The sequence below is a fragment of the Streptococcus mitis genome (assembly GCF_047463435.1).
Taxonomy (GTDB): domain Bacteria; phylum Bacillota; class Bacilli; order Lactobacillales; family Streptococcaceae; genus Streptococcus; species Streptococcus mitis_DS.
On sequence record NZ_JASHDW010000001.1, the window covers coordinates 150,066 to 174,613 of the forward strand.

Annotated in this window: 23 protein-coding genes and 1 other annotated feature; of the genes, 1 reads left to right on the plus strand and 22 read right to left on the minus strand. The window is 39.7% G+C overall.

Annotated elements, in window-relative coordinates; genetic code table 11:
• Positions 1-6: 6 nt before the first annotated feature.
• The 10 genes from QM843_RS00785 to mecA form a co-directional block, all read right to left on the minus strand.
• Positions 7-1,011 carry an NADP-dependent oxidoreductase gene (locus tag QM843_RS00785; RefSeq protein WP_237446960.1) on the minus strand — a complete coding sequence of 335 codons (1,005 nt, stop codon included), beginning with the start codon at positions 1,009-1,011 and terminating at the stop codon, positions 7-9.
• Positions 1,012-1,289: 278 nt separating this feature from the next.
• Entirely contained in the window at positions 1,290-1,658 is a 369-nt protein-coding gene (rplL, locus tag QM843_RS00790) for a 50S ribosomal protein L7/L12 (RefSeq protein ID WP_048716072.1), read from the minus strand.
• 73 nt (positions 1,659-1,731) lie between these two features.
• A complete protein-coding gene (gene rplJ, locus QM843_RS00795; RefSeq protein WP_001287273.1) occupies positions 1,732-2,232 on the minus strand; it encodes a 50S ribosomal protein L10 in 501 nt (166 codons plus the stop codon).
• Between the two features lie 38 nt (positions 2,233-2,270).
• Positions 2,271-2,406: a sequence feature (ribosomal protein L10 leader region), on the minus strand.
• 75 nt (positions 2,407-2,481) lie between these two features.
• Positions 2,482-3,741: a TRZ/ATZ family protein gene (locus QM843_RS00800; RefSeq protein WP_414304276.1), complete on the minus strand. Its 1,260-nt coding sequence runs from the start codon at positions 3,739-3,741 to the stop codon at positions 2,482-2,484.
• A gap of 268 nt (positions 3,742-4,009) precedes the next feature.
• Positions 4,010-5,758 carry an ABC transporter ATP-binding protein gene (locus tag QM843_RS00805; protein ID WP_414304277.1) on the minus strand — a complete coding sequence of 583 codons (1,749 nt, stop codon included), beginning with the start codon at positions 5,756-5,758 and terminating at the stop codon, positions 4,010-4,012.
• A gap of 1 nt (position 5,759) precedes the next feature.
• Positions 5,760-7,484, minus strand: a complete 1,725-nt coding sequence (locus QM843_RS00810; protein ID WP_414304278.1) for an ABC transporter ATP-binding protein — start codon at positions 7,482-7,484, stop codon at positions 5,760-5,762.
• Positions 7,485-7,544: 60 nt separating this feature from the next.
• Positions 7,545-8,483, minus strand: coding sequence for a peptide-methionine (R)-S-oxide reductase MsrB (msrB, locus tag QM843_RS00815; RefSeq protein ID WP_414304279.1), 939 nt, complete (start codon positions 8,481-8,483; stop codon positions 7,545-7,547).
• Between the two features lie 258 nt (positions 8,484-8,741).
• Positions 8,742-9,611: a homoserine kinase gene (thrB, locus tag QM843_RS00820; RefSeq protein ID WP_414304280.1), complete on the minus strand. Its 870-nt coding sequence runs from the start codon at positions 9,609-9,611 to the stop codon at positions 8,742-8,744.
• Between the two features lies 1 nt (position 9,612).
• Positions 9,613-10,899 (minus strand): homoserine dehydrogenase, encoded by a 1,287-nt coding sequence (locus QM843_RS00825; protein WP_414304281.1) that lies wholly within the window; start codon positions 10,897-10,899, stop codon positions 9,613-9,615.
• A 147-nt stretch (positions 10,900-11,046) separates the two neighbouring features.
• Positions 11,047-11,787 carry an adaptor protein MecA gene (gene mecA / locus QM843_RS00830; RefSeq protein ID WP_414304322.1) on the minus strand — a complete coding sequence of 247 codons (741 nt, stop codon included), beginning with the start codon at positions 11,785-11,787 and terminating at the stop codon, positions 11,047-11,049.
• Positions 11,788-11,911: 124 nt separating this feature from the next.
• On the opposite strand from mecA, the gene QM843_RS00835 reads away from it, so the two are divergent.
• The gene (locus QM843_RS00835; RefSeq protein ID WP_414304282.1) at positions 11,912-13,390 is read left to right on the plus strand and encodes an oligosaccharide flippase family protein; all 1,479 of its coding nucleotides are present in this window, start codon (positions 11,912-11,914) and stop codon (positions 13,388-13,390) included.
• A 96-nt stretch (positions 13,391-13,486) separates the two neighbouring features.
• On the opposite strand, the gene QM843_RS00840 is transcribed toward QM843_RS00835, so the two are convergent.
• The 12 genes from QM843_RS00840 to QM843_RS00895 form a co-directional block, all read right to left on the minus strand.
• Entirely contained in the window at positions 13,487-14,299 is an 813-nt protein-coding gene (locus QM843_RS00840) for a LicD family protein (protein WP_414304283.1), read from the minus strand.
• 58 nt (positions 14,300-14,357) lie between these two features.
• Entirely contained in the window at positions 14,358-16,517 is a 2,160-nt protein-coding gene (locus QM843_RS00845) for a LicD family protein (protein ID WP_414304284.1), read from the minus strand.
• 21 nt (positions 16,518-16,538) lie between these two features.
• Positions 16,539-17,507 carry a glycosyltransferase family 2 protein gene (locus tag QM843_RS00850; RefSeq protein WP_414304285.1) on the minus strand — a complete coding sequence of 323 codons (969 nt, stop codon included), beginning with the start codon at positions 17,505-17,507 and terminating at the stop codon, positions 16,539-16,541.
• The gene (locus QM843_RS00855) at positions 17,504-18,349 is read right to left on the minus strand and encodes a LicD family protein (protein WP_414304286.1); all 846 of its coding nucleotides are present in this window, start codon (positions 18,347-18,349) and stop codon (positions 17,504-17,506) included. The genes QM843_RS00850 and QM843_RS00855 overlap by 4 nt, the downstream gene beginning before the upstream one ends.
• Positions 18,350-18,469: 120 nt before the next feature.
• A complete protein-coding gene (locus QM843_RS00860) occupies positions 18,470-19,780 on the minus strand; it encodes an LCP family protein (protein WP_414304287.1) in 1,311 nt (436 codons plus the stop codon).
• Entirely contained in the window at positions 19,777-20,625 is an 849-nt protein-coding gene (gene pheA / locus QM843_RS00865; protein WP_414304288.1) for a prephenate dehydratase, read from the minus strand. Before pheA ends, QM843_RS00860 begins: the two co-directional genes overlap by 4 nt.
• Entirely contained in the window at positions 20,622-21,098 is a 477-nt protein-coding gene (locus tag QM843_RS00870) for a shikimate kinase (RefSeq protein WP_414304289.1), read from the minus strand. Before QM843_RS00870 ends, pheA begins: the two co-directional genes overlap by 4 nt.
• The gene (gene aroA / locus QM843_RS00875) at positions 21,091-22,374 is read right to left on the minus strand and encodes a 3-phosphoshikimate 1-carboxyvinyltransferase (protein ID WP_414304290.1); all 1,284 of its coding nucleotides are present in this window, start codon (positions 22,372-22,374) and stop codon (positions 21,091-21,093) included. The genes QM843_RS00870 and aroA overlap by 8 nt, the downstream gene beginning before the upstream one ends.
• A gap of 91 nt (positions 22,375-22,465) precedes the next feature.
• On the minus strand, positions 22,466-22,804 hold the full coding sequence (locus QM843_RS00880) for a YlbF/YmcA family competence regulator (protein WP_000065978.1): 339 nt from the start codon (positions 22,802-22,804) through the stop codon (positions 22,466-22,468).
• A 53-nt stretch (positions 22,805-22,857) separates the two neighbouring features.
• Positions 22,858-23,058, minus strand: a complete 201-nt coding sequence (locus QM843_RS00885) for a hypothetical protein (protein ID WP_261031642.1) — start codon at positions 23,056-23,058, stop codon at positions 22,858-22,860.
• A gap of 220 nt (positions 23,059-23,278) precedes the next feature.
• Entirely contained in the window at positions 23,279-23,428 is a 150-nt protein-coding gene (locus QM843_RS00890) for a hypothetical protein (RefSeq protein ID WP_261031644.1), read from the minus strand.
• 10 nt (positions 23,429-23,438) lie between these two features.
• Positions 23,439-24,542 carry a prephenate dehydrogenase gene (locus QM843_RS00895; RefSeq protein WP_414304291.1) on the minus strand — a complete coding sequence of 368 codons (1,104 nt, stop codon included), beginning with the start codon at positions 24,540-24,542 and terminating at the stop codon, positions 23,439-23,441.
• Positions 24,543-24,548: the final 6 nt, after the last annotated feature.

Genomic DNA, 24,548 nt, shown 5'->3' on the forward strand with positions numbered 1-24,548 from the left:
TCTCTTCTACTCTCTTACTTTTACGACTTTTTTGCCTCGACTGTGTCCCATTTTCAGACTACGATAAGCTTCTCTAACTGACTTTAGAGAAAAGTCATACACTTGATCAATTTTCAGCTGAACCTTCCCGTCTGAGACCATTTCAGCTAAAGTGCTAAAATCATCATATGTGGAATGTCTCGGACCAGTAAACTGAGCACCTTTTATCATAACATAGGGCGAAGGTACTAATGTCCCAATAGCTGTCCCCTTCAAACCTAAACTAAAAGCCAATCTAACATAATCAGATCCATAACAATCCAAAAATTTTGTAATAGGCGTTGGACTAGCTGATAGAAGAGCCTTCTTGATATTCTCTTCGTAACTTACTGGTATGGCACCTAAAGACTTCAGATACTCTGCATTTTTCTTACTTGCGATTCCGATTACTTTCGCCCCCTTAGCAACTGCATACTGTACTGCAATACTTCCAATACCTCCTGCTGCAGCTGAAATAACAACAGTATCTCTTGAATTTAAACCGATTCTTCTAAAAGCCCCACCCACAGTTAGAGCAGCTACTCCCATAGTAGCTGCGTGAGTCATGTCGATCATCTCTGGTTTCAATACAATTTCTGATTCATTGACACAAATTTCTGTTGCTAAAGCTCCCCTCTTAGTTCCCAAACCAGGATCGCTAATCATTGTTCCAAACACCTTATCTCCTACTGAGAACCTAGTTACTTCATTTCCAACTTCTGTAATAACTCCAGAAAAATCTCTCCCCACACCTCTTGGAAATAGAGATGATTTGGATTCAAACCAACGACTTGGTTTCCTTAATTTCGTTATAAAAGATAGAAATCGAAGGGGTTTCGCTCCCTCAAAAGTTTTATAATCAATAGGATTTAAACCAACAGCATGAACTTCTACTCTCACCTGATTTACATCCAAGGCTGTAGAGTCGATCTTCAGCAAATCCAAGACCTCTTCGTTACCGAAACGACTATACTCTATTGCTTCAACAACCATTTTCTTTACTCCTTAATTCCACAAAAATTGAGTGACCACTCATTTTTATAAATTATACTCTTAATTTGTAAGAAAATCAATATTATCGTTTGATTACGATTTATGACATGATACAAATATCCATCATTTCGATTTACCAATATGATTCTTTCAATCTAACTCTCCTCACTTTTAAAGATTCCTTTCCATTTTTGCCCCATGGAATAAAAAAATAAAAACCGCTAGTCCTAAGAATAGCGGTTTAATTATGTTTTTAAGCTACTAATGTAGTCGCTCTATTATTTAAGAGTAACTGAAGCTCCAGCTTCTTCCAATTTAGCTTTAAGTTCTTCAGCTTCTGCAGCTGCAACACCTTCTTTGATGACACCTGGTGCACCATCAACAAGTTCTTTAGCTTCTTTAAGACCAAGACCTGTGATTTCACGTACAACTTTGATAACGCCAACTTTTTTGTCGCCTGCAGATGTCAATTCAACGTCGAATGAATCTTTAGCAGCACCAGCGTCAGCAGCACCAGCTGCAGCAACAGCTACAGGAGCAGCTGCAGTTACACCAAATTCTTCTTCGATAGCTTTTACAAGGTCGTTCAATTCAAGGATTGAAGCTTCTTTAATTTCAGCAATAATGTTTTCAATGTTCAATGCCATTGTTATTTCCTCCAAATAAGTTTTTAAATTTATAATATTTTTTTGTAGCTAGGCTACGCTGCGTAGCTTAAGATTAAGCTGCGTCTTCTTTGTTGTCTGCAACCGCTTTGACTGCAAGAGCAACGTTGCGCACTGGCGCTTGAAGTACAGAAAGGAGCATAGAAAGAAGTCCTTCGCGGTTTGGAAGAGTTGCAAGAGCAAGGATCTCTTCTTTAGATGCGACAGCGCCTTCGATTGCACCACCTTTGATTTCAAGTGCTTCAGCGTTTTTAGCAAAATCGTTCAAGATTTTCGCTGGTGCGATAACATCTTCGTTAGAAAATGCTACTGCAGATGGTCCAACAAATACAGATGCAAGATCTTCAAGACCAGCTTTTTCAGCTGCACGACGCAAGATTGAGTTTTTAATCACTTTATACTCAACTTCGCTTCCACGAAGCTCACGACGAAGAACTGTATCTTGCTCAACTGTCAAACCACGAGCGTCTACAACGACGATAGATGCAGCAGCTTTCATTTTTTCAGCTACTACGTCAACTAGTTCCGCTTTTTTAGCAATAATTGCTTCACTCATTAGTGTGTTCACCTCCGTTATTATTTTGCTTGGGGAAATTTTTCAAAAGAAAAACGCGCCCAAACCTAGACACGAAAGTACAATACGCTTCTTTTTACATGATACGTTTTGTCCTCGGTAGGATACTTATGAGTCGAGCTCCCCTACTGTCTTAGGCAGTTTTTTCAAACCGTATATAAGTATAGCATAGTCAAAAAAAGAATGCAAGATTTTTGCAAACTTTTTTTAAAATTTTTCGTGATTTTTCTTCTAAAGTTCTACTGTCAGAACTTGACCTTGCTTAACAACCTGTTCTCCAGCGATATAAACATCATCAACATCACTGGATTTAACAGCATAGACGAGATGAGAAAGCATATTTTCCTGAGGTTGGAGATGCATTTTCCCTTGTGGTTGAATAACGAGAAAATCTGCCTGTTTACCAACTTCCAGACTTCCTATCTGTTCTTCCATTCCAAGAACCTTAGCCCCTTCGATTGTCAGCGCCTTGAGAGCTGTTTCGATAGGGAATTGGCTGGCATCTCCACTTTTCATTTTCTGTAGTAGTGCAGCTGTCCGTCCTTCCTCAAACATATCAAGATTGTTGTTGGAAGCGACTGAATCTGTCGCAATTCCGACTGCTACTCCCTCTTTTTGGAGCTGTATAATTGGAGCAATTCCTGATGCCAGTTTGAGGTTACTGATAGGATTGTGGGCGATAGCCACTTGAGAGGATGCCAAGCGCTCAATTTCTCGCTCGTTTAATTCGACCCCGTGAGCAAAGACGGACGGATGATCTAAGTAACCCAGTTCTTCGAGAAAAGCAAGAGGACGTTTACCGTATCGTTTCAGGATAATTCCTGACTCCTCCTTGGTCTCCGCCACATGGATATGGAGAGGAATATTTAGCTCTTTTGCCATGTCTAAACTCGCTTGTAGCAAATCTTTACTACAGCTGTAGGGAGAATGTGGAGCTACCATAACCTTGAAATTTGGATTTTCATATCCTAAGATTTCCTCAATGGTCGCTCTAGTTCTGCTTATAGTCTCAGCAGTTGTTTCTGTCTCTGAAGAAAAGAGTGTCGGTGAGAAATAACAACGCATCTTAGAATCTTTCACTGCCTGATAAATCCGCTCAATATCCACACCATTGGGATTATACATATCATTAAAGGTTGTTGTTCCTGACTGGAGCATCTCTATCAGAGCTTCTTTAACCGCCTTGGTAGTCATGTCAGGAGTAAACTCAGCTTCTGCTGGCCAGATATAGTCATTGAGCCATTCATGGAGATTGCTATCATCTCGAATCCCTCTCAAACCTGTCATAGCAGAATGGGTGTGGCAATTGACCAAACCATGCATGATCCAGGCTCCCTGATAGTCGATAATCTGCTCAGCTTGCTCTAAAATCTCTGACTTCTCTTGACCGACATAGACGATTTGAGAATCCTTAACAGCTAAGATTCCATCAAGATAGACATGGAAATCTTGGTCACAAGTCACGATATTTGCATGCTGAAAGACTTTCATACTAGGCTCCTTTTCTAAAAGACAATTTATACTCTTCGAAAATCGCTTCAAACCACATCAGCTTCATCTTGCCGTAGATGTATGGTTACTGACTTCGTCAGTCTTATCTACAACCTCAAAGCAGTGCTTTGAGCAACCTGCGGCTAACTTCCTAGTTTGCTCTTTAATTTTCATTGAGTATTACAGTGAATAATTTTTCTAGCTATTGTAACAAAAAAGTCACCCGAAGGCAACTTTTTTCGTCCATAAACTTTCAAAAGAGAATGGCTTATTCAGAGCTAAAAGCTGCTGCTTGCTGCATTTGATAATACTTGCCCTTTTGAGCCATGAGTTCCTGATGGTTCCCATACTCAACAATGTCGCCATCCACCAAGACAAGAATCAAATCCGCATCCTGAATGGTAGACAAACGGTGAGCAATGATAAAGCTAGTACGCCCCTTCATGAGTTTTGCAAAGGCATCCTGAACCAGCACTTCTGTCCGTGTATCGATAGAAGAAGTCGCCTCGTCTAAGATAAGAATCTTTGGAATAGCCAGAAAGACACGCGCAATGGTCAAAAGTTGAGCCTGACCGGCAGAGAGAGATTCACCTGCATTTTCCAGTTTGGTATCGTAACCCTGTGGCAACTGTTGGATGAAAAAGTCTGCATTGGCTGCTTTGGCAGCAGCAATCACCTGTTCCCGACTGGCTTCAGGATTTCCAAAGGCAATATTATCATGAATAGTTCCTTGCTTGAGCCAGGTTTCTTGGAGTACCATCCCAAACTGCTGTCTCAATGATGCTCGGGTATAATAATAAATGGATTGCCCATCCAGCAGGATATCTCCTGAATTAATAGGGTAAAAACGCATAAGGAGATTGATAAGAGTTGATTTTCCGGCACCTGTCGGACCAACGATGGCCACCTTGCTACCAGCCGGAATATCAATAGACAAATCCTTAATCAAAATCTTTTCTGGATTGTAGCCAAAAGAAACATGCTTAAAGGAAATAGCTCCCTTAACCTGGTCACTGGTCAAGACTTCCTTGCCTGTTTCAGCCACTTCAGGACTTTCTAAGATAGCATAGACACGCTCTGCACAAGCTAAAGCACTTTGCAATTCGGCTAGAACTGAAGAAATATCGTTAAAGGGCTTGGTGTACTGTTGGACGTAGTTCAAAAAAGTCACTAAACGTCCGATGGTCAAGGTTGAACCCATCATAATACGATAAGCTCCCACTCCAGCAAGAAGAGCGTATATGAGTGCGTTGACAAAGCGGGTCGAAGGATTGACCGTTGAGGAATAAAAGATGGCTGACTGAGAATAGCCTGCGTAATTTTCATTCGCCTCATGCAGTCTTTGGATAAACTCTTTCTGAGCATTAAAGGACTGGATAATCGTCTGCTGGCTAAGCGATTCTTCAATCAACTGAGTCTGAATTCCCCTAGTCTCTGTTTGCTTTTGGAAGAGATGATAAGATCTCTTGGCAATAAAGCGTGAAATTACCATAGACAGTGGCGTCAACAGCAAGACCAAGAGAGTCATGAGGAGATGAATTTGAAGCATGGCAAGAATACTAACTAAAATCATCAAGACGCCAATGAAAAATTGGTTAAAAATCATGGTCAAGCCAGCTGCCAACTGTTCTATGTCCGTGGTTACACGACTGACCATCTCCCCACTGCCTTGCCGATCGACAAAAGCAATCGATAAACGATGGAGCTTATGGATGATTCGCTCTCGCAAATCTTTAGTATAAGAAAAGATTAGGCGATTATAGAGGAGAGGATTGACCCACTGCACAAGGGTATTTCCTATGACCACCAAGATCATTTGGAGAAAAATTTGCCAAAAAACTGGTGAAGAACCAGCCACCAGGACTTGGTCAATGACCTGCCCAATCAAGATAGGAAGATAAATTGATAAGCCAACCTGGGCAATAGTTCCTAGAAAGGCTAGGAAAAGGAGGAAGGAATGGCTTGCTAAATCTTTTGCCAAACGTTTGAGCGTCTGGTTTGCAGTTTGTCGTCTCATACTAGTCCTCCTTACCATGTTGGGATGCATTGATTTCGCGATAGACTTGACTAGTTTTCATCAATTCCTCGTGCTTGCCGATAGCTAAGAGCTCACCTTTTTCCAAGAGGAGAATCTGGTCAGCCATCTGGAGTGTCGAAGTCCGTTGAGAAATCAAGATTAAGCTCGTATTTGGCAGATTTTCTCGAATTGCTTTCAAGAGCTTAGACTCGGTAATAGTGTCCAGTGCCGAGGTTGCATCATCTAGGATGAGAAATGGAGTTCGGTGCAAGACTGCTCGTGCGATGGACAGCCTTTGTTTTTGACCGCCCGAGAAATTTCGCCCTCCTTCCTCAACTAGGGCATCCAAGAGTCCTTCGTTTTCACTGACAAAATCCTTTGCTTGCGCGATTTCCAAGGCTTGCCAGAGTTCTTGATCAGTCACTTCTTGATTTAAACCCAAAGTTAAGTTGGAACGAATAGTTCCTTTAAAGAGTTCGACTTTTTGGAGCACATAGGCAATCCAAGACCGCCACTGCTCCAAATTAAGAGGACTAGATCCATCTCGATAAAGGTCAATGCTCCCCTTGTCTGCTGGATAAAGTCCAAGGATGAGTTGCACCAAACTTGATTTACCAGAACCCGTTCCCCCAATGATACCAAGGATTTGCCCTTGAGTCATATCAAAGGAAATGTCTCTCAGAGAAGGCTGGGCCGCATCAGGATAGGTAAAGGTCAGTTCTTGAACTTGTAAAACCTGATCACTGGTGGCTTGCTTTTGTTCTAATTCTGAATGAATATCTTCTGGAGCCTCAGCAAAAACTTCCTCGATTCGCTTGGCAGAGATATAGGACTGATTGAGAGAATTTATCAGCATAGCTAGCTTGACCAATTCCACCAAGATCTGTAGGAGATAATTAATAAGGGCAATGAGAGCACCTTGACTTAGCAATTCTCCTTGAATAGAAATATAGCCTTGCCAGATAATAATAAGAAGGGTTCCATTAACAATCAGATAGGTCAGAGGTGTTAATAAACTAGACCAGAAACCTGTCTTTTCTTGCAATCTAGCATAGACTTGATTAAGGGTTTGAAAAATTTGTAACTCTCGTTTTTCTTGACCAAAAGCACGGATAACCCGCATTCCTTGTAATTGCTGACGTGTTTCCTGAACCAGTTGATCTGTTTTCTTTCTCAGACTGCTGTAGAGAGGATTGACCAGTCTAGAGAGCCCTACAATAATAATGGTCAAAATCACAACCATGACCAAAAACCAGAGAGTCAGCTCAGCTGAGATTCGATAAGCCATAAAAATGGCACCAAAAACGATAATAGGTGCTCGCAAAAAGAGGCGCAAGAATTGATTAATACCAGTCTGAATCTGATAGGTGTCCGAAGTCAAGCGAGTCACCAAACTAGAAGTTGTCAGACGGTCTCTGCTATTCTTGGGCAAGGAAAGAATATGACGATAGAGGTCGTTTGTCAATTCCTTGGCAAAACCCACCGCAGCCTTAGCTGAGTAAAACTGAGCTACCAAGGCCACTACCACACCAATTACTGCAAAGATAAGGAGCAGACCAATCTGCATCCATAGATGACCTTGATCTCTCTGGGGCAAGGATTGGTCAACAATCCCAGCAATCACCATGGGAACCAAAAGCTCAAAAACAGCTTCTAACAACTTGAACAAGGGTGCTAAAATTGATTCCTCGATGTAGGGTTTGAAGTAAGATAATAGGTGTTTCATAGTTTCCTTCTATTCGTATTCTGGAAATGAAGAAAGTGGGAAGCACCCACCATCTCTGTTTTATTTGTTTAAGTAAGGTAGTAGATAGCCATATCCTGCTTTTTTCATCTCATCCTTGGCAACAAAACGCAAGGATGCAGAATTAATACAGTAACGAAGTCCACCTAACTCCCTAGGACCATCTGTAAAAACATGACCCAAGTGAGCATTCCCCGACCGAGAACGAACCTCAATTCGCTCCATTCCATGGCTGAGATCCTTGTAATAATGAATCAATTCCTTGGAAATCGGACGGCTAAAACTTGGCCAACCACAACCTGAGGCAAACTTATCCTTGGCAAAAAAGAGGGGCTCACCTGTCGTAATGTCTACATAAATTCCTTCTTCAAAAGTTTGGTCATAGATATTGGTAAATGGAGCCTCTGTAGCAGCTTCTTGGGTAACACGATAGGATTCTTCAGATAAACTGCCCTTTAACACCTCTTGACTAGGCTTTTCATAGTTAGAGGCATCAATCAATGGCTTATCAGCATCGGTCACATCGATATGACAGTAACCTGAAGGATTTTTCTTGAGATAGTCTTGGTGATAGTCTTCAGCCAAAATGTAGTGGCGAAGTTTCTCCACCTCTACTGCAATCTTTCGACCAAGCATGCGCTCCTGCTCCTGCACCACAGTGTAGATAGCTGGCAAGTCTGCTTCATCTTGGTAATATATACCGGTCCGATACTGACGTCCACGGTCATTCCCTTGTTGATTGACTGATAATGGATCAATAACACGGAAATAATAAAGCAAAATTTCTCTGAGTGACACTGCCTTCTCATCGTAAATCACTTGAACCGTTTCTGCATGATCTGTTTCCTTGAGTAGCTGGTAATTTGTCGTTTCGACTTGTCCATTAGCGTAGCCGACACTGGTTGCTAGCACTCCAGAAATGCGTGAAAAATATTCCTCTAAGCCCCAAAAACAACCGCCTGCTAGATAAATTTCTGCCATCTTTATTTCTCCTTTATCAAGTTCTTAACTAATACTCTTCGAAAATCTCTTCAAACCACGTCAGCTTACATCTGCAACCTCAAAACAGTATTTTGAGCTAACTTCGTCAGTTCTATCAACAACCTCAAAGCAGTGCTTTGAGCAACCTGCGGCTAGCTTCCTAGTTTGCTCTTTGATTTTCATTGAGTATAAACTTCTTTTCAAAAAAAGGATAGGAAGCCCTTTGGTCGAGAGTTTCCCCATCCTATCTTCTATTCTTTATTTTGCTTCGACACGGACACCTTGGGTATCAACTTTCAAGTCATGAAGTTTTCCTTTGAAAGGTTGCTTTTCCAATTCTGCCTTAATCGTTGGCATCTTGTCATGAGAAGCCAAGACCATAACTGTCGGCCCAGCACCAGAGAGGTAGGTTGCATAGGCACCATTCTCTTTGGCTACTTGCTTAATCGTCGCAAACTCTCTCACCAAGTCCTGACGATAGCGCTCGTGGAAGAGGTCTCCCTCGATTGCTTGCCCAGCGGTCACCATGTCTCCTGCCAACAAGGCCGCAACCGCCACATTGGCGATCGAACTAGCAGCAACAGCTTCCTTGTAAGACAATTTCTTAGGTAAGACGCCACGGCTGTCTCGAGTACGCAATTCATAGTTTGGAATGTAGGCTAGAAAATCACATTCTGGGAAGTCTGCTACGATAGCAGAAACTTGCCCTTCAACGGAACTTGCAATAACGAGATTACCATAAATGGCTGGAGCCACATTGTCAGGATGGCCTTCAATCTTAGTCGCTAACTGCAATTTTTCATGGTCTGACAAGTTGAGCTGGCCCAGTTGGTTGGCTAGTTCAATACCAGCAACAATAACCGAGCTAGAAGAACCCAAGCCACGCGCCAAGGGAACATCACTGGTCATTTTCAAACGTCTTGGGTGCAAGTCTGGTACAATTTGCAAAGCGATTTTGAGCAAGAGATTACGTTCGTCATGTGGAATCCATTTGCCAATCTGGTGTTCAATCAACCACTCATCTCGTTCTTCACAGACCTCGATTTGAAGGTACTTGGTTACAGCTACACCGACCGAGTCAAAACCTGGCCCGATATTGGCACTGGTTGCAGGTACAATAATCTTCATCTTATTCTCCTAGCACCTTGAAGGTATTCAAGAGGTCGAATTCTGAAACCTTCTTCAATTCAGCTGAGACATTTTCAAGTTGAGATTTATTAATCTTGTGTGTAATGATAACGACACGCGCCTTGTCACCCTCTTTTCCGTCTTGGAGGATTTGCTTGAAGGAAATATCTTGAGCATTAAAAATTTCAGCCAACTTCAAGACCTGACCTTTTGAGTCTGGTGCCAAGATTGAGAAGTAGTAGTTTGCTTTAACATCCTCAGGATTTGCCAAGACCAAGTCACGGCTGTATTCGTTGAAGTCTTTACCGATGGTTCCATCATTCAGGCGACGAACGATACGAACAATATCAGCTACAACACTTGTTGCAGTTGGTTTTTGACCAGCACCTGGTCCGTAGTACATAGACTCACCAATACCGATAGATTCTACAAAGACAGCGTTCATTACGCCATTCACACTGGCAAGTGGATGCGCTTTAGGAAGGAAAGTTGGAGTTACTTCTGCAGCAATTCCTGAAGGAGTTTCCTCGATAGAACCAACCAATTTCACTACATAACCAAGCTCTTGAGCTACAGCTACATCTTCTGGTGTGATGTTACGAATTCCCTTGTGAGCCACATCGTCAAAGGCAACCTTCATGCCAAAGGCAAATTGGCTCAAAATCACCATCTTGTAGGCTGCATCAATCCCATCTACGTCATTTGTAGGGTCACTTTCTGCAAATCCTAGTCTTTGTGCTTCCGCAAGAGCATCATCGTAAGACCAGCCTTCTTCGACCATCTTGGTCATCATGAAGTTGGACGTTCCGTTGACTACTCCAAGCACACGCGTAATTTTATCAGAAGCCAAGGAATTTGCCAAAGTACGAAGAATTGGAATCCCACCAGCTACTGCTGCCTCATAGTAAAGTGCTACCTTGTTAGCTTTAGCGATTTCTAACAATTCTGCACCATGGACAGCCAAAAGGTCCTTGTTAGCAGTCACAACATGCTTTCCAGCTTCCAAGGCACGAGTGATAAAAGTTTTAGCAGGTTCGATACGTCCCATCAATTCCACTACGATGGTAATATCTTGGTCTGATAAAATGTCATCCACATTGGTTACAAAGTTAAAGTCATTCCCTGCTGCAAGCAAGCGATTCTTTTCATCTTCATCCTTGACCAATACCTTGGCAACTTCAATCTCTGAATGTGCTGATTGATTGATTTTTTCTCCATTTTCCTTTAGGAGGAAAGGCACACCACTTGCAACGGTACCAAATCCTAGTAAAGCAATTTTAACTGTCATGTTTGTCTCCTCGAAATTTTCTAATATAGCCATTATAACAGAATTTTGTGAAAATTCCTATTATAGTAAATCACTATTTCAGTCTAAAAAAGAAAAAACGAATCCCATGATTCGTCTTTCTTGATAGATGAAAATTGATTTTAAAAATTATGAACCAATCTTTTGCAAATTAAGCACTGCATCATGATTCATCAAGACTTGACCATACTCTTGCAAGACTGAACGACTGATGTCACTATCATCTGCAAACTCGCGCATACGGGCCAACAGCCAAGCTGGATATGGACTTGGATGATTTTCAATATCCACTAAAATAGTCAAATAATAGCGCTCATTCATCTTATAGAGTTCAGAAGTTTCCATGTCAAAAGTCACTGTCTGGGCAAAAGCTACCAAGTCAGCCAACTTAGCAAAAGAAAGGATATAGTAGATATAAGGCTCTTTCTTGTTCTCAACTTCTTGTTGATCCTGCTCCTGCTCTTCTTCCTTGGCTTCGACTTGCTCTAGAGATTGAATCGCTTCAATATCATCCTTAGTTTTATCTGCGATGCTTTTTTCCAAGGTTTTGATAAATTCATCTGGCGACATTTGAGCCAATTCTTCCATATCTGGTAAATCCGATAAGTCTTCAAAATCTAGATTTTGGTCCATCTTTGATTTGGTTACAAAAACATCAACCTTATCAGGTTTTGGAGTCACACGGAAGCTCAACATACCTGTATCCAAAAAGCTCTCAGGCATCTCTAACTCATCCAAGATGGCATAAAAGAACTCTTCTGTTTTTTCTTGAGGAACAAGAAAGTCAGCAATCTCCATTCCTCGATCCATCAAATCCTCTAAAGACATCGTGATTTTCAAAGTTGTATCACTGATTTGTTTCATTTTCATTGCTAGTAACCTCATACTTTCAGTTCTATCTATTATACTAGATTTTTACGATTTTATCAAAAGAATGAAGCAAGAATGTGATATAATACTAGAGACCATTTTACAATACAAGAAAGAAAGTACAATGAAAAATATAAAAGTTAATGCACTGGCTAGCTTGCTAGTCAATGTTCTCAATATCGTTTTTCCGCTGATAACCAATCCTTATCTGACGCGGATTCTCAGCAAATCCAACTACGGTTATTTCAATACCGCAAATACCTGGGCTAGCTTTGTCATTCCTTTAGCCGCCTTTGGAATATACAACTATGGGATTCGTGCTATCAGTAAGGTTAAAGACGATAAAGATAAGATTAATTATGTCTTCTCCAAGTTATTCTATATATCTGTAATTACTTCTGTCCTTACAACAAGTATCTACTTTTTGTTTATTTACCTAGATAATAGTATTGAAAATTTGAAAGAACTCTACTACATACTTGGTGTCCAGGCTCTCTTCCAATTCCTTTATATCGAGTGGATGAACGAGGCTTATGAAAATTATTCTTTCATCCTCTACAAAACATTAGTTATTCGTATTGCCATGTTGGTCGCTATCTTCACCTTTGTAAAAACTCCAGACGATATCGTACCTTATGCAATCATCATGAGTGCAACGACAATTCTCAACTATCTACTCAGTTTTCTCTGGATCAAGAGAGAAGTTTCCTTTGTTAAGATTGGTCTTGTCGAATTAGTCAAAGCATCTAAACCACTCTTGACCATGTTGCTTCTAGCTAATGCCAATATGCTCTACACCTTACTTGATAGAATGTTTATTACCAAAGGACCTGATGAAAACTACATTTCTTATTACACCATTGCTTCTAGCATCGTTATGTTGATTGCCAGTGTCCTGAGCGGAGCTATCAACGTTAGTATTCCACGTCTCGGCTACTATCTCGGTAAGAAAGACTACGAATCTTATAAAAATCTTCTAAACCAAGGAGCCGCCCTCTTTTATTTCCTTATCATTCCAACCAGTATTGGGATTATGGTATTAGGAAACTATGCTGCAGTCATCTACTCTTCTGAAAAATACCTTGAAGCTGGTATTGTGACTAGTGTCTTCGCCTTTCGTACTATCATTTGGGCCATTGAGTTAATCCTTGGTAAACAAATTATCTTTATCAACGACCACGAAAATCGTTTAACAGCCTTTTACTTTATTGGTGGTGGAGCTAATATCCTACTCAACAGTCTCTTGTATTTCAATAATATTTTTGCACCAGAGTACTACATTGCTACTACTATTATTGCAGAAACTGTAGTTGTTCTACTGGAAATTTACTTTATCAAGAAACATCATCTGCTTGACTTAAAAGAAATTTTTACTACTTTAACACGCTATACTATTGTATCGCTCGGATTCATTCCGATCTATTTTGCGTTTAAATTCCTTTTCCAAATCAACTCTTATGTAGTCAACCTCAATATGATACTCATGGTTCTCTCGACTGTTGCAACCTGTGGAATCTACTATCTCTTGATACTTTTTATCACAAAAGATAAAACATTCCATTATGCACTCAATCTTGCTCTTGCTAAGATTAAAAGAAATTAAAAAAATCACCTACCTATCTAAAACAAGGAATATTCCAGTAGATAGGTAGGTTATTTATTTTATCGAATTATCAAATCAAAGCAACTTGCTCATAAATTAATCAATCCAGTAATTTTTATCAGTTCCTGGATTTTGATTTTCAATAGATGGAGGAGTCATATAGTCTTCACCAAACTCGTAAACCAAAATCTCATGGAATTTTCTAGGAACCTTCACAAGAATATTCTCATATGGCATTTCAATTGTATCATATAGCCACTCTTTCTTAATTCCACTTGGATAGTAAGAGTCATAGGTAGTACATGCAAGATCTGTAGCCTGCTCAACATCATATTGCAAAGCTAACTTCTCCAATTTTTCATTCCATTTCTGTGGAGAAGTCAATCTGAAAATTGCAGATGCAAAATAACGTGGTAAATTTTTGACACCTCCATTATCTATTTTGACTCCTTTAAAATTCAGAGACGAAAGTCGAATAAATTGTTTATAAAGTCTCATTTTTTTTCTATCACGTTCATCTGTAACAACCCCATCGTATGGGAAAATGTCAACACAAGTACCTAGAATAACCGACTTATCTAAAAGATTAGCATCTCTTCTTGTCCTCACATCATAAACTCTCATATATGTATAAGGGTAGCCTTTTGTTTCTCTATATGAAATTAATCTGTAGTAGGGATGTTTTTCATTCTTTAATATCTCATAGAGTTTTTCAAATTCATCTCGAGCCAAAGAAATATCGGTATCATCATCCCAAGGAATAAAACCTTTATGGCGTACAGCTCCTAGCAAGGTTCCAAAATCAATAAAATACTTGATTTCATGCTCCTCACACAATTCATGCAAATAGTTTAAAATATCTAATTCAATTTGTTTAATTTCTTCAAGAGTCAAAATTTTCTCTGACATCTATTATTCACTCCTAATCTTTTTACATCGAGTTAATGGCTTCTTCATTTCAATAACATCACTGAGATACCTTAATAATTTTCCACAATTGAAAATCATGATGAGAGAACCTTAGCTCAACTGGTGGTAGTTGCATGTAGTCTCCGTAGTCCGAGGTCAGAATTTCATGATAATTTTTTGGAATCATAAATTCCTTACCTTCAAATGTTCCAGTAGTAACTTGTTCTAGCCATTCGCGTCTCCACACTGGTTTGTTCATATCCTTGTAGATAAGATAATCCACTTCCTCATAATCTGACACTTTACGTGATTTAGCAAGTTCTTCAATTTGTGCAACGTATTTATTTGTATTTGTGAAATAAAAAATAATAACTGAAATATAGCGTATCAGTGAATTCAGAACACTTTTCGTATTGGTGATACCTTTAAATGTATAGCAACTCAATTGACGTTTCTTTATCAGCTTTGTCATCTTGTTCTTGAAATTTGCATCATTCTCGTAGCCATCTACAGGGAAAATATCTACATAAATCCCCATATTTGAATCAATACGAACATCTTCTTCTAGCAAGTAGGTATGGTTATCCTGCACTTTCATGAAGGGATAGACATAGTTGAGATTATTTTTATAAGACATCACTTCGTAACGTTCATCAGGGTTAGCAATAAGATAGTCTTGCAACTTTTCATAATCTTCTCGTAACATACAGATATCCATGTCATCATCCCAAGGAATAAAACCTTTATGACGAACCGCACCGATAAGACTGCCATAAGCTAGGAAATATTTGACACCAATTTTCTGACAAGTTTCATGAATGTATTCCATGATTCCTAGTTCCATCTGTTGAATCTCTCTAATATCAGTTACTTCCTGATAACGAATACCTTCATCACGTTTGCAAACAACTAATCCATAACCAATAATCAACCAAAAGATAATATTAATAAAGTTAGTTGAGTACATAATCTGACTTTCAAATAATTGACCGAACAAGATGCCAAAGAAAAGAATCATAATCAACTTTTCAGAGTTCTTTTTAGAAACAATCAAATAAGTCAAAAAGCGCTTAATTATATATCCTAGTAGAAGTAGAAAGGATACTAAACCTAAAATTCCAGAACTAACAAATATCGTTACCAAAATGTTATGGAAGTTTCCACCAATGAGAGAATTTTGAATCTCAAATTTACTGAAATATTTTGTGTAATAATCTGGAACATTCCGTACACCATAACCAAAAATTGGTTTCTCGCTTCCCATTTTGATAGCATTTTTCCAAATATAAGTTCTACCACTAGGTGTTGTTTCTATTAGATGAAGTTCACCTGTTTTTTTTATAACTGAAGAATCCGTTTCTGCATAAGATTGTCCTTTATTTAAGTCTAATACAGTCGCTTTCCCCGAGGATATGTAAATAGAGGTTACATAACTCAATCCGATGTTAGCAGCAGAAACAAGTAAAGCAGAAACAATAAAGATTAGAAATCGCTTAGCTAACTTGCCCCCGTTAATAAAGAAACTATAAAACCCAATCATTAACACTAAAGATAATAAAGCTCCTCTACTTTGCATGGTTGCGAAGTAAACTAATTGAATCACATTATTCAGTTTAAGATAGACAGAATATTTACTTCCTTTATGAATCAAATACATAGCCAAAATAATGCTAATGTATGAAAATATCGCACTAGCATTTGGATTAACAATCCCCCACAGACGTCCATTCATAACACCATAGTAATAAGATTGTTCGCCAATCTTAAATAGGATAAGGACTCTACTTATCAATAAACCAAACGCAAAAATTGCTGAAGAAAAAGATACAATTTGAACCGTATAGGCAATCCAGTCAAATAATTTTTTAAGTTTCCCTGATTGTAACATGGTAAATAATAAAACATAGGTTACCATGAAGAGGATCTCAATCACATTTCCAATCAAATGTCCAGAGCGATTGAAAATAGCTGATAAGAGATGACTTCCAGCTAAGAGTCCAAATAAGGATAGAAATTTACGATCTACTGTGATTTTTTTCCACTTAAACAATAAGGTATAGCAAATATAAAACACTACAATCGCTGACAATACTTTATAAAGGGGATTTGCTATCTTATAAACCAGTGAACTCATACTTAAAATCGAAATGAAAACAAAGAGATATGCAATCCATAGTTTTGATTTTTCAAAGTATTCATCCATTTTTGAAAAATTCATTTTCAACTCCTTCTCATAATATTAGTTTCTGAATCCAATAATTTTTTTATATATCCATGGAGAAAAGACAAGTAACAGGACAGCTATCTTACGAAATCTAGTGAAATAAGCATCCTTCCATATTTCGCGTCGATGCTGAATAATCCAAGCCCTTAGGTCGACTTTCTCCTTTTGATACTGTTCAGATGAAGTAAAGATAATTTTATCGTAAACTGTGATATATGACCAACATTCTCTATTTTTTAATTCATACTTTAAATTAGGAAATACTTGTGATACTTGAGTAATGATGTTCTTATAAACTTCTATCGTATCAAATACATACCGATTAACAGATGTTGTCGCACTTCCCTCACGATGATCATAATAATAAATTGGTTTATCAATGAATACACTACTACATCTTGTCTTTAGTAACAATTCCGTTAAAAATAAGGCATCTTCTGCTAGATGGTAGTCTGTATTAAATTTTTCATCTGTCAACAGGTCTCTCTTAAATAATTTTGCGACTGGAAAAAATGACGTTCTGCTAGTCATCAGTAGTTCCTTCATGGTTTCTTCTGTTGACCAGAGTTCTGTTTTTCCAGAATGTGGAGGTAGGTCTGTTACAATGCCATTTTTGATATGGTGTAGAGGAGCAATTACAAAGCCTACATTCAACCCTTCAACTGCACTTGCTAAAGTAGCTAGGTAATCTTGGGTAACAAAATCATCGCTATCAATAAAGGTAACCCAAGAACCCGTCGCTAGCTGAATTCCCATATTTCTAGCATTTGAAACACCAGCATTTTCTATATGGTAAACCTTGATATTTTCATACTGATTTGCTAAATGGTCACAGATTTGTCCACTAGAATCAGTAGACCCATCATTTATTAGGATTAGTTCAAAATTGGTATAAGTCTGATGAAGAATTGACTCCACACATCGTTCCAAATAGGCTTCTACATTGTAGACTGGAACGATAACGCTTATTTTTTCTCCCATCATGCTCCATATTCTCCCTTGTACTCTCTATAACTCTTATCCATGTCTGCTATAATCGCATCATGATGCGGCACCTGCTTATCTGCTGGTGGAGGTGTCATATAATCACCAAAAGCAGTGCTGAGATAGGCATCGTAGCCAACTGGAATGGGCATCTCTGTCTCTTCAAATGGCAAGAAAAGATTATCTTCAAAAGATGCGATTGGGTACTTATTTCTCATGTAGCCAGGCCCTGAGCATAACTCCGTGATTCCATCGCTCTCAGCCAGACTGTACTTGGTCATTTCTTTTTCAGCTTTTTTCCAAATATGATAGCGGAGAGATTTGGGAGTCACCCCCAGTAAAATACGACTTCCCCATTTCATGACTGCACCATGTTTTTCTGGAATAGTTTGCGCACAAAAAAGAGAATAAATCAAGGCCCAACGAACCTGTTTTTTACGCTCAGCTGGATTTTTAGGATAATAATCCAAAGGCAAAACATCCAAGGCCAGACCATGTGGCAATTCTAAATCCTGCTGATAAGGTTTGATACAGGTCGTTTCCTTATCACGAATGGTAATAAAAAGATTGCGGTCGACAAAATCCTTGTTACTCTTTGACAAGAAATAACGTTCATCTGCATAACGAGGCCATAATTCTGCCAATTTTTCATAATCCTTACGGGGCATAAAAAAGTCTAGGTCGTCGTCCCAAGGAATAAACCCCTTGTTTCGAAGGGCGCCAATAGCACCTCCTCCACAGAGATAACAAAGCAAATCATGTTCCTTGCAAAAAGCCACAAAATATTCAGCCATCTCCAGACTTCGAGCCTGAATTGCTTTTAAATCAGTCATATTGTTCATTATTCTTTCTATCGTATCGTTCCATTATACCACAAATAAGGGATGAAAATCTATTGCAGACTGTAAAAAATCAAAGCCTGACTGCTAGATACATAGCCTTCAAACTTTGATTTTTCTATCTTATCTCATTCCCATTTGAGCAAGCTTGGTTTGATATTTATTTTGATCGACTTGGAGAGCTAAACCTCCATAGACATCATAGGCATCGACCCAATCACCTAGTTCTGGAACTGTTAATCTCTCAATGCCATTTTGCGCTCCATCTAGGAAGGATAAACCATTGGTCAGTAGGAAACTATAAGGAACATTCGTAGAGGTCATCCCAAAGACCTTACCAAGTGCTTCTGATCCAGTAAAGAGTTTAGTTGGATCCTTGAGTTGTTGCAGAACAGCTGTCAACACTTGCTGTTGTCTCTTGGTACGACCATAATCACCTTCGTCATCATCACGGAAGCGTGCATAATTGAGCAATGTTGAACCGTTCATCTGCTGTTTTCCGACTTTAATCGTCTGGGTTGGAGACTCTGTCTCCGTAGCATGTAAATCATCTCCGACTGTAGCTTCGGTTAAAGGTTGACCTTCTAAGGTTGAGAATTTGGCATCAATTGTCACACCATCAGGAAATAGAGTGTCAATAGCGGTTGCGAAGGCCTGGAAATCTACCAAAGCGTAATATTTAATGTCCAAGTCAAAATTGTCTTTTAGGACTTTCCGGACCATTTCAGCCCCTTTTTGCCCCTCTTGTTCCCCTAGTTCATAGGCCACATTCAACTTATTATCGGACTGCTTTCTACCATTAATAACTTGACTGTATCCGTCTATATAAACCAAATTGTCACGCATGAAGCTGGCCAGCTTAATTTTCTTATCTGAGCCGCCAACGTTTAGAACCATAATCGAGTCCGTTCTCGTCTCAGCACTGTTTTGGCCAATCCGTCCATCCGTCCCCATAATCAAAATATTGACCCCATCCTTGGTATCTTGACCATGAAAAACTTCTACTTGAGCTGCCTTAGCATTGGCAGGTTTGGTTGGATCCGCATTTGAATAACCTTTTAGGAACATAAAAATCATACCAAAACCAACACAGGCTAGAAGAGCAAGCAATCCTGCAAAAATGCGCCCCCAACGAATCTTACGTTTCTTGGACTTAACCTTTGGAAGAGAATGGCTTTTCTGGTATTTTTTTGCACGACTACGGTTACCATAGGATGGAAGAGGAGACTGATTGATTGGTTCCATGAAAGACTCTTCCATATCGTGATTTTCATTATAAATTTCTGGTGAAGCTTCACTACCACTAGCCATATTTAACTTACCTTGCAAGTAAGCAAACTCTTTTTTCTCTCGCTCATTGAGATAATGAATGTTCTTAAAGAGATAGTCATAACGTAACTGCTCATGATGACTTAAGGGATTTTCTTTACTCATCTTCTCTCCTTTCCGTGGTCTGATATTGGATAAATAGGATAGGCGCCCAGTACTTTATACTGGATTCCAATCGCTTCTAATTCTTTTTGGGCAAAGTGGACCAGATTCTTATCGGCATAATCCACATCAATAATGAAAAAGTATTCGCCCAGTGCTGTCTTGAGTGGACGACTTTCAATTTTTGTCAGGTCAATTCCTCTCCAAGCAAAGGTCGACAGGGCCTTATAAAGCGCACCTGGAAGGTTGTCCGGTAAGGTCAAGGCCAAACTCATTTTCTCAGTTTGTGCTTTCAATGGAATACTAGGCTTTTCAGCTCCTAAAACCCAGAAACGTGTGAAATTGGCTTCCATTTCCTGAATATCCTCGGCAATCAGTTCCAAGCCATATTCTTCAGCAGAACTTCTAGGTGCAATGGCTGCATAAGGCTGGTCTGGATGTTCGGAAATAAAACGGGCCGCATAAGCTGTACTAGCTGTCACCTCGATTTGAGCCTCTGGATACTGTTCATCGATGAATTTCTTTCCTTGAGCCAAGGCCTGTGGATGAGAAAAAATCTTTTCAATCTTAGTATGACCTGGAAGCACCATCAACTGCTGATGAATAGGCTGAACAATTTCTGCAACTGCTTGAATGCGAGCCTGATGAAAAAGGTAGTCCAAGGTTTCATGAACACTACCCTCGATAGAATTTTCAACTGGCACCACAGAATAGTCCACCAAGCCTTGCTCATAGGCCTTGATGACATCTGTAATATTGGCAAAGGCCTGCAGTTCCTCCTGAGGAAAAGCTGTCTGCACAACGTGGTGTGAAAATGATCCCTTGGGACCTAGATAAGCAATTTTCATCTCAGTTCCTCTATAATTTCCTCTGGACTTAGCTTGGTCACATCCAAAACCCGACTGGCTACTTCCTCATACCAAGCCTGTCGTTCTTGGAAAATAGCTGATAATTCTTCCTTGCTATTATTTAGAAAAAGCGGTCGCTGATTGTCCTTATCAGCTGCGATACGGTGGTAGAGGGTTTCAAAATCAGCTTTCAGGTAGATGTTATCTGTATTAGTCTTGAGTAAGTCACGATTTCGCTGAGAAATAACCACTCCTCCTCCAGTTGACACGACTTGGTCTGTTTGTAGTAAATCAGCTAGGACTTCTGATTCTACCTGACGAAAGGCCGCTTCTCCCTTTTCAGCGAAAAAATTCGCAATGGACATACCTAGGCGTTTCTCAATCAGAGCATCCATATCAAGGTAATTAGGGTCCAAGCCTCTTGCAATAGTCGATTTGCCAGCCCCCATAAATCCGAGTAATACCTTAGCCATGAATCAAGCTCTCCAAATCATCAAAGAAGCTAGGATAGCTGGTATTGATAGCTTCAGCACGATCAAGTTCCACTTCTCCATCTGCAACCAAGAGGGCTGCGATAGCTGTCATCATGCCGATACGGTGGTCACCAAACGTATTGACTCTAGCACCGTGAAGGGCTGATTTTCCTTTGATAATCATTCCATCTGCCGTCGGAGTAATATCTGCTCCCATACTATTTAAGGCGTCTGCCACAACCTGAATACGGTCTGTTTCCTTAACCTTGAGCTCCTCAGCATCCTTGATAACTGTTACACCTTGGGCCTGGGTCGCAAGTAGAGCGATAATTGGCAATTCATCAATCAAGCGTGGAATCAAAGCGCCACCAATCTCTGTTCCTTTGAGGTCTGAAGACTCAACAGTTAAGGTAGCAGATTTAGCGACTGGGTCCATTTCAGTAACTTCTAATTTTCCACCCATGGCACGAATGACATCGATGATACCTGTACGCGTTTCGTTGATACCCACATTCTGCAGCACTAGACGAGAATTCGGAACAATCAAACCTGCGACCAACCAAAAGGCTGCACTGGAAATATCTCTTGGTACGACCACCTTCTGTCCTGTCAATTTTTGTGGCCCTTGGACTGTGATTTTCTTGCCATCCACACTTAAATAACCACCAAATTGTTGCAACATATCTTCAGTATGATTACGGGTGCATTCTTTTTCGATAATAACGGACTCCCCCTGGGCCTGCAAGGCTGCAAACATCAAGGCTGACTTGACTTGGGCAGAGGCAATTGGCAACTCATAATGAATAGGTCTTAGGTTTTTCGTCCCTTGCAAACGCAAAGGAGGCAGGTCTCGTGCAGTTTGCCCTGAAATGCTGACGCCCATTTTTTTCAGTGGAATAGTCACACGGTCCATAGGACGTTTGGAAAGACTGTCGTCTCCGAACATATCTACTTCAAAATCTGCACCAGCAAGGACACCTGAAATCAGACGAATCGAGGTTCCAGAATTTCCCATATCAAGAGCATTTTGCGGCGCTTTTAAGCCATCCATGCCTACACCTTGAATGGTAATAACCCCATCTTTGTCCTCAATTTCAACACCAAGGTCACGAAAAACCTGCATGGTCGAAAGGACGTCTTCGCCACGTAATATATCATAAACCTTGGTCTCACCCTCAGCCAAACTTCCAAAGATAATGGAACGATGACTAATAGACTTGTCACCTGGAACTCGGATACTGCCGTGTAAGTGGCGAATGTTTGTTTTTAGTTTCATACTAGACCTCATACTTGCAATACTTTTACCTATTTTATCATAAAAAGCCAGAAATTCCTTAAAAATTCCTGACTTTAGGATTGTTATTTTCTTATTTTAGCAATTCTGAAACTGGTTCGAAAACAATTTTTTCAATGTCAGAAAGGTAAATGGCTAATTGTTGTTGCTTGGTAAAGAATTCTGACAAGAGGCTGTTCCCCTGAATCTGCTTACCAAAGCCTTCCATTTTAGCTTGGAAGGAAGCATCTGGCATTTGCCCTGTCTGGGCTAGTTTTTGAATTTCCTCTTGAAAGGCAACATACTCTGTAAAGATTTTGCTCGCCTCAGCATCTGCTGAAATCGCATCTTTAGCTGCTTTGACAGCTTTGTATTCTGGTAATTCGCGTAGACCGCGACTGAGTTCATTTGCACTATCGTAAATATTTGACATAATTTTCTCCTTATTTATTTCTTTTAAAATTACTAGTCACTCTGTAGTCATTATTATTGTGCAATCACTTTTATATGACCTCTTGAATATCCATTGATTAATTCATTATCTGGTATATACTCTATCTTCAAAGTTCCTAAATTAAAACATGTTTTTATTTCATTTGACATAAGATTATCAAAATAGTTATCTATCTCATCATCAGATAAGGATGATTCAATCGATTTAACAATATCATGAAATACTTCTTTCATTCCTTCAACACCAGATTCACTATTTTCATTTGTCTGATTTATTGTTACATTGATTTTATCAGTATCATTTGCACGTGTAATATCCGTAGCTTAATGCGAAATATTTTATTTTTATATTTCCTTTTTTGATATTTTCTCATGGACTATTAGAATTTTGATTATAGCTATTGATAAACCCATTAATAATTCTATCGTCTACATACTTTGAATTGGTTTTCTCTTAACTTATTTCCTTGTTGGATCGTTCATTTTTTGTCTCAACACTTGCTTCTGAACTAGTTTTCACATCTTTTTTAACAGCGTAAGCTCTAAGTAAGATAAAAGAAATAAAGATAATACCAAATATGAATCTAGGCTCTATTTTAGGCATATTTTTCTCCTTATTTGACAACGACTGTATAATCGGTATTTTCTGTTATGAGATGCTCGGCTCTTTCCAAGTCTTGAGCATTTTTAAATGAAATTTGTAGGATCCCGTGAATATCTTCACGATTTTCCTCATTGATGTGAATATTAACCAAGGAAGTTCCACGTAGCAGTTCCAAAATCCGTAGGATGACATCTTCTTCATCGGGAACATCAACATAGAGGTCATAAGAGCTATCCACACCACCACGCTTATGAATTTCCATGGCCTGACGTTGCTCACGCGCTTGGTTGAAAAAGTTCCAAATCTGCTCCTCATTTCCCTTGCTGATAGCCTGACCAACCTCATCTAAACGTTCCTTAAAATCCTCAATACGGTCTAGAATAGTCTCACGATTGGACAAGAGAATGGAGGTCCACATACCTGGCTCGCTTTCCGCAATTCGGGTCATATCTCGAAAACCACCGGCCGCAAAACGCCTTGCCATCTCATGTTCTTGAGCATAGACCGCGGTCTGTTCCATGAGACTAGAAGCCAGAATATGAGGAAAATGGCTAATCTGAGAAGTGACACGATCATGCTCCTTGGCATCAATCTCGATAAAACGAGCATGAAGACCTGAAAGCAGATCCTTCATTTCCTCAAGCGTGTCCTGACCTGTCAGACTCGAAGGTGTAAAGATATAATAGGCATTTTCAAAGAGATTGACATCCGCAGAAGCAGCCCCTGTCTTGTGACTACCAGCCATGGGATGGGCCCCGACAAAGCGAACAGGTTTGCCAGCCAAATATTGCTCCGCCGCATCCACAATGGCTGACTTGGTCGAACCAGCATCTGAGATAATCACGCCTTCTTTCAAGTCCAAGTTGGCCAATTCCTTAATGAAAGCAATGGTTTGTTTGATTGGCAAACTGAGAATAATGATATCTGCCAAAGGAGCAAAACTAGCAAAATCATCCGTTGCACGGTCAATCATGCCTTCTTTCAAGGCGATATCTCTCGAAGCTTGACTGCGATTATAACCTAAAATTTCATAATCTGGATGATCGCGTTTGATACCAAGTGCCATCGAGGCACCGATCAAACCAAGACCTGCGATATAGACTATTTTTGCCATAGGAAC